This window comes from Massilia eurypsychrophila (assembly GCF_002760655.1).
Taxonomy (GTDB): Bacteria; Pseudomonadota; Gammaproteobacteria; order Burkholderiales; family Burkholderiaceae_D; genus JAFCUW01.
In genome coordinates this window covers 219,057-230,992 of record NZ_PDOC01000005.1, presented here as the reverse complement: position 1 = coordinate 230,992, position 11,936 = coordinate 219,057, and the positions used below count along the sequence as shown (strand labels likewise).

General features: G+C 60.8%; 13 protein-coding genes. 12 read left to right on the top strand and 1 reads right to left on the bottom strand.

Annotated elements, in window-relative coordinates; translation table 11 throughout:
• Nucleotides 1-15: 15 nt before the first annotated feature.
• The 12 genes from CR105_RS11245 to CR105_RS11195 all read left to right on the top strand — a co-directional run bounded on the left by CR105_RS11245 (nt 16) and on the right by CR105_RS11195 (nt 10,587).
• Nucleotides 16-798, top strand: a complete 783-nt coding sequence (locus CR105_RS11245) for a TatD family hydrolase (RefSeq protein ID WP_099788533.1) — start codon at nt 16-18, stop codon at nt 796-798.
• Nucleotides 799-847: 49 nt separating this feature from the next.
• The gene (locus tag CR105_RS11240) at nt 848-1,477 is read left to right on the top strand and encodes an ankyrin repeat domain-containing protein (protein WP_229413890.1); all 630 of its coding nucleotides are present in this window, start codon (nt 848-850) and stop codon (nt 1,475-1,477) included.
• A 182-nt stretch (nt 1,478-1,659) separates the two neighbouring features.
• On the top strand, nt 1,660-2,583 hold the full coding sequence (locus CR105_RS11235) for a class I SAM-dependent methyltransferase (RefSeq protein WP_099788531.1): 924 nt from the start codon (nt 1,660-1,662) through the stop codon (nt 2,581-2,583).
• A 112-nt stretch (nt 2,584-2,695) separates the two neighbouring features.
• On the top strand, nt 2,696-2,944 hold the full coding sequence (locus tag CR105_RS11230; RefSeq protein ID WP_099788530.1) for a hypothetical protein: 249 nt from the start codon (nt 2,696-2,698) through the stop codon (nt 2,942-2,944).
• Between the two features lie 141 nt (nt 2,945-3,085).
• On the top strand, nt 3,086-3,286 hold the full coding sequence (locus CR105_RS11225) for a hypothetical protein (protein WP_099788529.1): 201 nt from the start codon (nt 3,086-3,088) through the stop codon (nt 3,284-3,286).
• Nucleotides 3,287-3,401: 115 nt separating this feature from the next.
• On the top strand, nt 3,402-3,632 hold the full coding sequence (locus tag CR105_RS11220) for a DUF6139 family protein (RefSeq protein WP_099788528.1): 231 nt from the start codon (nt 3,402-3,404) through the stop codon (nt 3,630-3,632).
• Nucleotides 3,633-3,776: 144 nt separating this feature from the next.
• Nucleotides 3,777-4,175: a YbaN family protein gene (locus CR105_RS11215; protein ID WP_099788527.1), complete on the top strand. Its 399-nt coding sequence runs from the start codon at nt 3,777-3,779 to the stop codon at nt 4,173-4,175.
• A gap of 331 nt (nt 4,176-4,506) precedes the next feature.
• Nucleotides 4,507-4,662: a hypothetical protein gene (locus CR105_RS28300; RefSeq protein WP_180288160.1), complete on the top strand. Its 156-nt coding sequence runs from the start codon at nt 4,507-4,509 to the stop codon at nt 4,660-4,662.
• 808 nt (nt 4,663-5,470) lie between these two features.
• Nucleotides 5,471-6,334 carry a c-type cytochrome gene (locus CR105_RS11210; RefSeq protein ID WP_099788526.1) on the top strand — a complete coding sequence of 288 codons (864 nt, stop codon included), beginning with the start codon at nt 5,471-5,473 and terminating at the stop codon, nt 6,332-6,334.
• A 53-nt stretch (nt 6,335-6,387) separates the two neighbouring features.
• The gene (locus CR105_RS11205; RefSeq protein ID WP_099788525.1) at nt 6,388-7,761 is read left to right on the top strand and encodes a cbb3-type cytochrome c oxidase subunit I; all 1,374 of its coding nucleotides are present in this window, start codon (nt 6,388-6,390) and stop codon (nt 7,759-7,761) included.
• The gene (locus CR105_RS11200) at nt 7,733-8,560 is read left to right on the top strand and encodes a CbbQ/NirQ/NorQ/GpvN family protein (protein ID WP_099788524.1); all 828 of its coding nucleotides are present in this window, start codon (nt 7,733-7,735) and stop codon (nt 8,558-8,560) included. Before CR105_RS11205 ends, CR105_RS11200 begins: the two co-directional genes overlap by 29 nt.
• A gap of 11 nt (nt 8,561-8,571) precedes the next feature.
• Nucleotides 8,572-10,587 (top strand): nitric oxide reductase activation protein NorD, encoded by a 2,016-nt coding sequence (locus CR105_RS11195; RefSeq protein WP_099788523.1) that lies wholly within the window; start codon nt 8,572-8,574, stop codon nt 10,585-10,587.
• On the opposite strand, the gene CR105_RS11190 is transcribed toward CR105_RS11195, so the two are convergent.
• On the bottom strand, nt 10,588-11,811 hold the full coding sequence (locus CR105_RS11190) for an MFS transporter (RefSeq protein WP_099788522.1): 1,224 nt from the start codon (nt 11,809-11,811) through the stop codon (nt 10,588-10,590). It abuts the gene before it with no gap.
• Nucleotides 11,812-11,936 lie beyond the last annotated feature (125 nt).

The following is an 11,936-nucleotide window of genomic DNA, read 5'->3' as shown; positions in this document are numbered from 1 at the left end:
GGCTACAATCGCTGGATGTATATCGATTCCCACTGCCACATCAATTTCCCCGAGCTGGCCGCTCGCATGCCGGAGCTGCTGGCCAAGATGGAAGAGAACAAGGTCACCCACGCGCTATGCGTGTCGGTCGACCTGCCCGACTTCCCGCAAGTGCTCGCGCTGGCCGAGCAATATCCGCACATCTACGCCTCGGTTGGCGTGCATCCAGATTACATCGACACGCCGGAACCGACTGTCGAACAGCTGGTCGAACTGTCGGACCACCCGAAAATCATCGCCATCGGCGAGACCGGGCTCGATTACTTTCGGCTGGAAGGCGACCTCGAATGGCAGCGCGAGCGGTTTCGCACCCACATAAGAGCATCAAGAATCACGCGCAAGCCCCTGATTATTCACACAAGAGCGGCGAGCGCGGACACCATCCGCATCATGCAGGAAGAGGGCGCGGGCACCGACAAGGGCGGCGTCGCCGGCGTGATGCATTGCTTCACCGAATCGCTGGAAGTGGCCGAAGCGGCGCTGGCGATGGGCTTTTACATTTCGTTTTCCGGCATCGTCACCTTCAAGAGCGCCAAGGACTTGCAGGCGGTGGCGCGCGCGGTGCCGCTTGAGCGCACCCTGATCGAGACCGATTCGCCTTACCTGGCGCCGATGCCGCACCGCGGCAAGATGAACGAACCCGGTTTTGTACGCCACGTTGCCGAATACATCGCCTCGCTCAAGGATGTGCCGCTGAGCCAGGTCGCAGCCCACACGACGGATAACTTCTTTAACCTTTTCAACGTAGTACGGGGATAAGCTCATGTCGATTGTTACCCGAACCATGCGCCGCTGGTGCTATATCACCATGGCTGCGATTGTAGGCCTGGCGCCGGCTGCGGCCGCGGACCGCGGCCAGCTTGCAAGCTTCTTCCGCGCAGTGCAGATGGATGACCCCGGCACCGTCCAGAAGATGCTGGCGGGCGGCACCGTGTTAGCGAACGCCGTCGATCCGATCAGCGGTGAGACCGCACTGATCCTTGCGCTGCGCGAAGGGTCGGCGCGCGTGACCAACGTGCTGCTGTCCCAGCCGACGCTCGACCTCGAGCAGAAGGCGCCAAACGGCAACACCGCGCTGATGATGGCCGCGTTCAAGCACAACAAGCCGGCCGTGGTGGCCTTGTTGGCGAAAGGCGCCATCGTCAACCGCCCGGGCTGGACCGCGCTGCACTTCTCGGCCGCCAGCGGAGATGACGACATCACCAAGACATTGATCGATCACCACGCCTACATCGACGCCGAGGCGCCGGCCAAATTTACCCCGCTGATGATTGCCGCGCGCGAAGGCCACGAATCCACCGTCCAGCTTTTGCTCGACGAAGGCGCCGACGCCAGCCTGAAGAACACCGAATCGCTTACCGCCGGCCAGATCGCCCAGCGCGCCGACAAGCCCCGCATCGCCGCCACCATCGCCGCCCACCTGGCACGGCCACGCTGAGACTCGGATGTGCCGCGCGAAAAGTCGCGGCTGCCCTCGTCAATGCCCGAACTGACAGGTAAAACCTTCTAACCTCCCCGCATGGCCCACGTGCTTTTGTAACGATAATTGCCATGTCGTACTACAAAACACGCAGGCGCTGGCCCGGCACAGGGCAGGGCGGCTGGACCAAAAGGAACCCTATGTTGAACGAACGCGAAATCGAAAGCTGCTACCTGGGGCAGTTCATCCCCGTCCACTACCACCACAACATGCTGATGGACCAGAATCGCATGCACGGTTTCAAGTCGGCCATCAACTATGCCGTCAAGCCTGGCGCCAAGGTGCTCGAGCTCGGCGGCGGCACCGGCGTGCTGTCGTGGTTTGCCGCGGCCAAGGCCGACAAAGTCTACTGCGTCGAATTCAACCCGGACATGGTCAAGGAAGCGCGCAAGATGCTGACCATGAACCCAAACGGCCACAAGGTCGAGGTCGTCCACGCCGATGCCTTCGAATACCTGCCGCCGGAGCCGGTCGATGTCGTCATTTGCGAAATGATCCACGTCGGCATGCTGCGCGAAAAGCAGGTCGAAGTGATGGAATCGTTCAAGCGCCGCTACCTAGCGCGCTTTGGCGGTCCGTTGCCGGTCTTCCTGCCGGAAGCGGTCATCATGGCGGTCCAGCCGTTGCAGCAGGAATACGACTTCGAAGGCTTCTACGCGCCAATCGTCCAGTTCCAGGAAACCACGGTGATTTACCCGGGCACGATCGAGCTTGCCCAGCCGACCGTCTACAGCGTGCTCGACTTCAGCCAGCCGACCGACACCCTTATCGCCTGGGAAGGCAAGTTCCCCATCGAAAAAGCCGGAACGCTCAACGCGATGCGCTTTGTCACCAAGAACATCCTCGCCGTGGTCGAAGAAGAGTCGAGCACCATCGACTGGCTGAACCACTACATGACGCTGCCGCTGGCGCAGCCGATCGCCGCGCGGCCTGGCGATGTGCTGCAGGTCAGCTTCCAGTACCGCGCCGGCGGTTCGATTCCGTCGCTGCAGGCAGCGATCCGCGCCGACCTGGTGGTCGAAACAGTTGCCCAGCCGGCCCTGCGCACTGCAGAGTTTGCCTAAGTCTTCAACAGGATTCGGTTCGGCCGCCGCGGCCGGACCGCTTTCCTCTGCGCAGTTGGCCGCCAGGCCGTAAAATGTGGTCCTTGATTCCCCACATTTTTGAGCACCTCCCATGGAAAACCTCGACCAGCGTTACCTCGTCCAGCAAAACAAACTCAGCGATGGCGAAAGCAAGCCGCCCGTGTTCGCCAAAGTCATGCGCAGCAAGGAAGGCAAGTTCGAGGGCGTTTCCTTCATCAAGAACAAGGAAAAGGCGTCGATCATGACGGTCGGCCAGGCGCAGGAAGTGATCGACTGGGCGTCGAACCGCAAAGCCAACGCCAACGAATACGCCACCAAGATCATCTGCGTCGGCCAGTAACGCACCGGGGCTTGTCCCGCTTATCGCCGAATTTCACCCTCCAGGGGCGCCTGCGCGCATTCCGTCGCATGTCATTTGCACCACACAGCGCGCGGCACTACAGTCATACTCACTTAAACGTCATCCTGAATGGAGCGCTAGATGCTGAGTTTCCTGGTGTGGTTGCTGGTGTTGTTCCTGTGCTGGCCGCTGGCTTTGCTCGCGCTGGTGCTCTACCCGGTGTTCTGGCTGCTGTTGTTGCCATTCCGCCTGATCGGCATTGGCGTCGAAGCCGTGTTCGACCTGTTGCGTGCGATCGTCATGCTGCCTGCGCGCATTCTCGGTAGCGGCCCGGGCCGCTAGGCGCCCAGTGTGCAGCACTTAACAGACAGCACTGCGCTGATGGCCTAAGGTGAGGTTCGGACTTCACTTTCACCCCGAAAGCATCGGTCCGTCTTCACTGATAGGAATACACATCATGCGCCTGGACATTTACCGCAGATCCGAGCCCGAGCACGACGGCAAGTTCTCATACTTGGCCGTCCCGGAGGCCCGGAATATCCCCGAAGAAGTGACCAACACCGACTGGCTGGTAGAAGCCAGGGCGTTTGAAATGGATGACAGCGCCAACAGCCTGGACGACTACGCGATCAACAAGGTATCCGAGCAGATCGCCGAAAAGGGTTACGCGGTAACCGCACTGCATTAATTCCTGGCTGCGCGCCAGCTGTGCGTGTCCAGTCGAATTGCTGCCCGGCGCCGTCCGGGGCTGGCTGGACACCCGCCGTTTCACCTCCCACCGTCCTGTTTTCAAGCGACTGCGCACGCTTACGCTTCAGTTGTATAATCAGTGATGAAGATTTGGCTGAATATCGTCGGTTGCATTGCCGTTGTGCTCGCCATCCTTGGCGTTTTCCTGCCTTTATTGCCCACCACGCCTTTCCTGCTGTTAGCGTCGGCGTGCTTCGCGCGCGGTTCAGATCGCATGCATCGCTGGCTGCTGTCCAATCGCCTGTTCGGGCAATATTTACGCAATATGGAAGAGGGCGTCGATATACCGCTACGGGCCAAGATCATTACCTTGACGCTGCTGTGGGCCTCCCTGGCGTTCTCCGCGTTTAAGCTCAACAGTGTCCCGCTGGCCGTGCTGCTTTTGGCGATCGGCATCGCTGTCACGATCTATCTCGTCAAAATACTGCCGGCCAAGCTGGGCCGAGGGGGCAAGCTTGGCGCTGACGATGGCCCGCCTTGAGGAGACTACGACACAGAAGGCGAAAGAGGCGGCATCGTTGCCGCCGCCACGCTGCCTATCCCGTCACCGTGAAGATGTCGCGGCTAGCCGTTAAGGTAGTCACCCCGACAAGCACAATGGAATACGTTTCCTGGTGGGCGTTATGGTATGCCTGACCTCTAGCGTGAAGAACAACATGGGCTCCACATAGGACGCCATGCTGATGAAAATCTGTTGATTCATTGCTGGCTGGATACCTATTTTTCAATGGCCCAGTGTAGCACCGCAATGCGGCACCTCGTGCGGGCGATCGGTGGCAAGATGCCCGTGGTGAAAAAACAGGGAGCACGGTATGGAACATCAAGCTGCGGCGCCATTGGCGCAACTGACACCGGAATGGCGCAACTGGATTGCCGAGAACGTGGTCCTCGGCATCCCTGCGAAGCAGCGCCGCTCCGGCGAACTGAGTCCGATACGTGGTGCGCCTGCCATTTTACGTTTGCGATGAAGCGCGGCGACGGCACGCGAACTGGCGCGCATCGTCGACTGCCGCGCTGATCTTGGCACGTTGAGCGGTCATGGCGGCAGCGGCGGCGCACAGGCTGGCGATCTGTTCGCGGTCTTGCAGCCCTGGGCCGGCAATCGGGTCCCTGGTTTCAATTTTGAGGGTAGGCCGCACATCAAGACCCACGCGGCTTGGAGCAAGACTGGCTACGGTAAGCGGCAAGTTAGCCTCAGCCCGGCTAAGAGTTCGGCTTTGATAAGCCGACGGATCCGCCTAGTGGAATACCGTGGAACTTCGTGCCGTTTTGCTCGTCAGCTCGCCGCGCAGCTAGATAAACCTTCGATTTCGTATAATTTATATTATGTTAAATTGAGTTTCCTCATGCGACCCCGCCGCGTCTCTATAAATTGAATGCGTATAAATGGCGCAAAAGGAAAACCGAAAAATCGGGCGATAAGTTCTGTCACCGACTCTTGAAGTCCCGCCCGCGGCTATGCCCGGTCGACGCTGGCGTGGCATGGACAACTGTCCGGACTCACCGATGGCGCGCTATTTGGCGCAGCCGATCGCTGGGGTCACGTCGCTATATAACTTGGACATTCATTTCGTTCGAATAGGCCGAACAGCGCCGGTCAGCATTGTATTTATGCTATTCTGATTCCACATAAATCCGGAGGCGGTTATGCAACGATGGATTCTTTCCCTTAAATTATTTGCTTACACAGTCATTTTGCTTATGGCTGGTGCCATCGTTTATGCCACCGTCATCTCAGTCCGATATTGGCCGGCCATTTCAGTCTAGGGGACGGCAATGAACAAACGACAAGCTCGTCTTTTCGCCATCGGCTCGACCATCGTCGCCACCGTTGCCTTCCTAGGCCTGACGCTTGATAGCCATCGCCAGTTTGGTCGCTTGACGAATGCCGACAAAATTACACCTCAGGTCACGCTGGGCAAAGACGTGTGGCACAAAAATAACTGCATCAACTGCCATACGCTTTTTGGGGAAGGCGCCTATTACGCGCCTGACCTGACCAAGATCACCAAGCTGCGCGGCGAAGCATACCTGACCGCGTACATGAAAGACCCGTCGAAATTCTACGACGAACAGAAACACCGCCGCCTGATGCCCAAGCAGGACATCAGCGATGTGGAAATCGCCGCGCTGATCGCGTTCCTCGATTGGGTTTCAAATGTCGACAATCAGGGCTGGCCGCCACGGCCCCTGCTTGTCACCGGCGCAACGTTTCCCGGTTCCGACGTCAGCGCCCCGGCCAGCGCCGGTGCCGGCAAGGCGCCCGGAAGCGCCCCGCCGGCTGCGCGTCCGACGACTAGCTCCGATAATCCGATCGCCCTCGGCGAGCGCGTATTTCGCAGCGCCGCACCTGCCTGCACCGCCTGCCACTCCATCGCACCGGGCGTCAACATGGCTGGCCCCACCCTTGCCGGCCTGGTGGCGCGCACTTCAACCTTACTAGCGGGCTCTGACTACAAGGGCAAGGCCACCGATGTCGACGGCTATATCCGGGAAGCGGTAGTGAGTCCGAGCGCACACGTGGTACCGGGCGCAATGTATTCAGCTAACGGCCAGTCCTTCATGCCCAACACCTACGGCAAGGACTTGACGCCAGACCAGATCAACCAGTTGGTCGCCTACCTCACTTCGCTGAAATAAGCCGAGCGCCGGGTTACCGGCCTGATTCGAAATTATTGCCGGAGCTATTTGTCATGAAATATAAGTCGCAGTCTGTTGCATATTGGTACTTCGCCGTCGCGCTGGCCCTCTTTGGCCTGCAGCTGGTGTTTGGATTGCTCTCGGCCACCAAGTACCTGGGGCCTGACCCCTTGCTGTACATCCTTCCCTTCGACGTCACCAAGGTCATTCATACCAACTTGCTGATTGTCTGGGTGCTGTGCGGCTTCATGGGTGCTACGTACTGGATGGTGCCGGACGAATCGCGCACCGAACTGCATAGCACCAAGATTGCGTACATCCAGCTTGTGTTGTGGGTACTGATGGGTGTTACCGCAGTGATCGGCTACCTGTTTCGCTGGGGTACGGGAAACAAGCTACTCGAGCAGCCATTGCCTCACAAGATCGTCATCGTTATCGTCATGCTGATGTTCCTTTACAACATAGGTATGACGATCAAGAAGTCGGGCCGATTGACCACCACTGAGGGCGTGCTGTTGGGCGGACTCGGGCTGGCAGCGCTCCTGTATTTGCCCGCCCTGCTCCACTACGAAAACTATACGGTATCGATCTACTACCGATGGTGGACGATCCACCTGTGGGTGGAGGGAGTATGGGAGATGATTCAGGGCGGCTTCCTCGCTTACCTGCTGATCCGACTGTCAGGAGCGGACCGAGAGGTAATGGAAAAATGGCTGTACGTGATTGTCGGTCTGGTGTTCATCGCTGGAATCCTGGGCACGGCGCACCATTATTACTGGGTTGGCGTGCCGGCATACTGGCTTCCGATCGGCGGCATCTTCAGCGCGCTCGAACCTCTCGCGCTCGTTGGCATGGCCATGTTCGCCTACTCGACCATCAAGCGTTCGGGCATGTCGCACCCCAACAAGCTCGCCCTGCACTGGACCGTTGGCAGCGCAGTGTTCACACTGTTCGGCGCCGGACTGCTGGGCCTCGCGCACACCTTCCCAGCCGTCAACAAGTGGACCCATGGGACCCTGATCACGGCCATGCACGGGCACGCCGCGTTCTATGGCGCCTACGCCATGATCGTACTGGCGATGATCACGTACGCCGCGCCAAGCCTCACCAAGCGTCCGGAAGAAGGGACGGCAATGGGGTACTGGTCGTTCTGGCTGCAGTTGGGCGGCATGTTCGGCATGACGTTGTCGTTCGCCACTGCCGGCATCGGGCAGGTCTACCTTGAGCGCATCATGGGCCTGGGCTTCCTTGACGCCCAGCTGAAAATCCAGATCCACTTCGTCATGCTGCTCGTCACCGGCTCGCTGTTTGCCATCGGCGTGGCGTTGTTCGTTATCGACTTCTTCCGTTTCGCGCCAAGGTTCGACATGACGTACCGAGCAGCTGGCGACCAAGAAGATGGTCTGCAGCTCAAGCCGGGGACCTGATGTGAAGGACGACGAGCGTTCCACGACCGCACCGTACTATATTGAAACTGCAGGCGAGGTGGCGTTATTTGAACAATGCCACCACCGCAAGCTTGCGGTGATGTTGAAAGGCCCGACTGGCTGCGGAAAGACGCGCTTCGTGGAATACATGGCGTGGCGCCTCAAGCGTACGCTGGTCACGATTTCCTGCCACGACGACCTGAGCACCGCCGACCTGGTCGGGCGCTTTTTGATTGGCACCGACGGTACGGCCTGGCATGACGGTCCCTTGACCCGTGCGGTGCGCGAAGGCGCCATCTGCTACCTGGACGAGGTGGTGGAGGCGCGCCAGGATACCGTCGTCGTTCTCCACCCGTTGAGCGATCATAGGCGCATGCTGCCGATCGACAAGACCGGCGAGACAGTTATCGCAGCGCCGGGGTTCCAGCTGGTGGTGTCGTACAACCCCGGTTACCAGCGCATGCTCAAGGACATGAAGCCAAGTACGCGCCAGCGATTCGTCGCTTTTGATTTTGACTTCCCGCCACCTGAGCGGGAAGCTGCCATTGTCGCGCACGAGGGAGGCGTCGACGCCAGTGTCGCCCACGCCCTTGTGACATTGGGAAACCGCTTGCGACAGTTACGCGACCGCGGTCTGGCCGAAGTGCCTAGTACGCGCCTTCTGATCGCCGCCGCGCGCCTGATCGGCAGCGGTATTGCCGTGCAGGATGCGTGTTACGCCGCGATCGTCTCGCCATTGTCTGACGAGCCTGTGCTGATCGGTGCGATGCGCGATCTGGTCGCCGCCAGCTTCATCTAGGACAGCCGCTTATGGCAGAGGCAGAAGACGTCATTACCGATGTCGCCCGGCATGGCACTATCTTTGTCCAGAATTTATGGCGGCGCCACCGGCACCGCGAACGCCCGCGCCAGGTTGAACTGGCCGACGTGGCGCCCCGCCTGGACCTGCTGGCCAATGCGGTGTTCGGGCGCGGGTTTCGCCTGCGGCCGGCGCAAGCGCCAGCGCCGCGCACGTGGCTAGACAAGCTCATCAGGCGCCACGAAGCTCCACCGGCACCACTGGCCCTTCCCGCAACGGACGGAGCTAGCATCTGGCTGCCGCGCAGTTTTGATATGGCGGAAAGCGACGCCAGCACGACCGAGCGCTACCGGTTGATGCTGCTGCAACAGGCGATGCGCGCCGGGCGGGGAAGCGCCCAGCACTTCCCGTACGGGCAAAGTGCCGTGCTGCAAGCCTGCTATCACATCCTTGAGGCGCGCGCCTCAGACGACGAGCTTGTTCGACTGTTGCCGGGCATCTCGGCGCCGCTCCAGCGCTTCCGGCTGGCCTCGATGGCAGCCCGGCCGCCGCTGCGCACGCTGCCTGCGCAGCTGCACGACATTGAACGCATGGTGCAGGCGGCGCAATCGGAGGACATGGAAACTACGCATGGCCCGGCAAGTGCTACCGAAGTCCTCGCGCAAGCGCAGCGCCTTGCATCCACGCTAAGCGCCGAAGTTCAGCAACTGCGGGGGCGTGTGCTGGTCAAGGACTACTGGCTGGGCGAGTTCGTCGAGCCGCCCGTGACACAGGCGCACGGCAAGCTTGGCAAGGATGCTGATGATATTGGCGCCGGGCTGCCGCGCATCGGACGGCTAGTGCGGCGTCCGCAAGCACGCAAGCCGGTTGAGGGCGAGGATGATGACGCCTCGCCCGGACCGATGATGGTCCAGACGGCCCAGCCACACGAGCAGGCTGAAGACGCGATGGGGATGCAGCGCCCTACGGACCGCGATACCGATACCGCCGCCGACGATTTTGCCGACGCCCTGTCGGAGCTCCCCGAGGCGCGCTTGGTGTCAACCCCGGGCGCGACGCGCGAAGTTCTGCTGTCGGATGATCCGCCGGAACAGCAAGCCAGGGACCTCGCAGCGTCAGTCCATGCCGCCGACTGCGAGGTCAGCGTCTACCCGGAATGGGATTGGCGCAGCGCGTCCTACAAGGACCCCGGCGCCACCGTCACCGTGTGCACCGCCATGCCGGGACCGCAGGCCATGGTCGACGCCATTTTCCACAAGCATGCCGAAATGCTGCAGGCAATTCGCCGCCAGTTCGAACTATTGCGGGCGCAGCGCACCAGGCTGCGGCGCCAGCTCGATGGGGACGAGATCGACATCCAGGGATGGATCGACAACCAGGCGCAGATCAGGGCGGGCGGGCGCCTCGAACAGCGGCTGTACGAAAGCGAGCGGCGCGGTCGGCGTGACATTGCCGTCACGCTGCTAGTCGATATCAGCGGCTCAACGGACGGTTGGGTATCCGGACAGTGCAGAGTGATCGACGTCGAACGCGAGGCGCTGCTGATGGTGTGCGTGGCACTCGATGGGCTCGGCGAACCGTTTAGCGTGACTGGATTTTCGGGTGAAGGCCCCCATGGCGTGGTGGTGCGGGCAATCAAGGGGTTTAACGAATCGTACAACCAAGACATTGCCTTGCGCATCGCCGGGCTTGAACCTGAAAATTACACCAGGGCCGGGGCCGCGTTGCGCCATGCGAGCGCTGAACTGATGGCCCAGGGCGCGGAACACAAACTGCTGATCCTGTTGTCCGATGGCAGACCGAACGATGTGGATGAGTACGATGGTCGATATGGCGTCGAGGACCTGCGACAGGCCGTCACCGAAGCGCGGCTGCAAGGCATTTCGCCATTTTGCCTGACCATCGACCGCCATGCGGCGAACTACCTTCCAGCTGTGTTCGGCGAGCACGCATATGCGCTGCTGCAGCGTGCGGAGCTGTTGCCCGGTGTGCTGCTTGGGTGGTTGCGCAAGCTAGTTGCGGCGTAATCAGCTTGTTGCACTGCGCACCGCGTGGTCCTCCACCGTACGACTAGCGCGCGCTGTCATGATTGCGAGCACTGCGGCGGCGACGAGCAAGGCCGCGCTGCTGCCGAACGTTGCCCTGTAGCCTGCGGCATCGAACAGCATACCGCCAACCGTCGCGCCGAGCATGATCGCCAGCTGGACCACGGCCACCATCAGGCCGCCGCCGGCCTCGGCATCTTTTGGCAGCGTCGTCGCCAGCCACGTCCACCATCCCACCGGAGCGGCCGTGCCGACAAATCCCCAAATGCCCAGCAGAACCGCAGTGACAGGCAGCACGTGTCCAAACGCCATGAGCGCGACGGCGATCAGCGCCATCATCACCGGGATGACGATCAGGATCCGGTACAAATGATGGCGGAGAAAGCGCCCGATCAAGGTGGTGCCGGCGAATCCGGCCACGCCAATCGCGAGCAGCAGCAACGACAGCGTGACGACGTCGACGCGGGTCACTTGCTCGAGAAATGGCCGCAAGTAAGTGAACAGTGCAAACTGGCCGATGAAAAACACGCTGACCGCCACCATGCCCAATGCGGTGGCCGGCCGCTTCAGCAGCGCCAGTACGTTTGCTGAACCCTGCCCCTTTGTGGCCGGCATTGAAGGCAACGAGGCCATCTTCCACGCCAACGCAATTGCGGCGACCGGGACAAGGCAAAAGAATGCGCCGCGCCAGCCGACTACCGCGCCAAGGTAGCTGCCGAGCGGCGGGGCCACCACCATCGCAAGCGCATTGCCGCCGTTGACGATCGCCAAGGCCATCGGCACCTTGTCGATCGGCACCAGCCGCATCGCCGTTGCGGCCGACATCGACCAGAACCCGCCGATCGCCATACCGATCAGCGCCCTGCCGACCATGAACCAGAAATAGCTTGGCGCGAACGCTGCAAGCGTTCCGGAAAGGATCATCAGCAGTGTCAGCCCGACCAGCAGCAGTTTGCGGTCGAGGCGACCGGCGAGCCGGGCGATGAAGAGGCTGGTAAATAAAGCGAAGGCGCCCGAGATGCCGATGGACTGCCCCGCCTGGCCTTCCGTGATGCCGAGATCGGCCGCGATCGGTGTCAGCAGGCTGACCGGCATGAATTCGGATGCGACCAGCACAAAGGCGCCGAGCGCGACGGCAAAGACCGCACCCCAGGCAGCCGGCTGGTTTCGGTCGAACAGGCCGTCGGTTGTGATTGTTTTCTTCATGGCTTTTAACAGTTGGTGTTCAAGGCGCGTGATTCGCGGCGAGGCAAAATGGTAGCCGGATACCAGCGTCCGGAACGGTCCGGTTTCTTCATGGGCTTATGAAGGATGATCATGAATGCCTGCTT

What these genes read in the sequence shown, in the direction of transcription:
- CR105_RS11245 (WP_099788533.1), top strand. Translation starts at nt 16, where the DNA reads ATGTATATCGATTCCCACTGCCACATCAATTTCCCCGAGCTGGCCGCT.
- CR105_RS11240 (WP_229413890.1), top strand. Translation starts at nt 848, where the DNA reads ATGGCTGCGATTGTAGGCCTGGCGCCGGCTGCGGCCGCGGACCGCGGC.
- CR105_RS11235 (WP_099788531.1), top strand. Translation starts at nt 1,660, where the DNA reads ATGTTGAACGAACGCGAAATCGAAAGCTGCTACCTGGGGCAGTTCATC.
- CR105_RS11230 (WP_099788530.1), top strand. Translation starts at nt 2,696, where the DNA reads ATGGAAAACCTCGACCAGCGTTACCTCGTCCAGCAAAACAAACTCAGC.
- CR105_RS11225 (WP_099788529.1), top strand. Translation starts at nt 3,086, where the DNA reads ATGCTGAGTTTCCTGGTGTGGTTGCTGGTGTTGTTCCTGTGCTGGCCG.
- CR105_RS11220 (WP_099788528.1), top strand. Translation starts at nt 3,402, where the DNA reads ATGCGCCTGGACATTTACCGCAGATCCGAGCCCGAGCACGACGGCAAG.
- CR105_RS11215 (WP_099788527.1), top strand. Translation starts at nt 3,777, where the DNA reads ATGAAGATTTGGCTGAATATCGTCGGTTGCATTGCCGTTGTGCTCGCC.
- CR105_RS28300 (WP_180288160.1), top strand. Translation starts at nt 4,507, where the DNA reads ATGGAACATCAAGCTGCGGCGCCATTGGCGCAACTGACACCGGAATGG.
- CR105_RS11210 (WP_099788526.1), top strand. Translation starts at nt 5,471, where the DNA reads ATGAACAAACGACAAGCTCGTCTTTTCGCCATCGGCTCGACCATCGTC.
- CR105_RS11205 (WP_099788525.1), top strand. Translation starts at nt 6,388, where the DNA reads ATGAAATATAAGTCGCAGTCTGTTGCATATTGGTACTTCGCCGTCGCG.
- CR105_RS11200 (WP_099788524.1), top strand. Translation starts at nt 7,733, where the DNA reads ATGGTCTGCAGCTCAAGCCGGGGACCTGATGTGAAGGACGACGAGCGT.
- CR105_RS11195 (WP_099788523.1), top strand. Translation starts at nt 8,572, where the DNA reads ATGGCAGAGGCAGAAGACGTCATTACCGATGTCGCCCGGCATGGCACT.
- CR105_RS11190 (WP_099788522.1), bottom strand. Translation starts at nt 11,811, where the DNA reads ATGAAGAAAACAATCACAACCGACGGCCTGTTCGACCGAAACCAGCCG.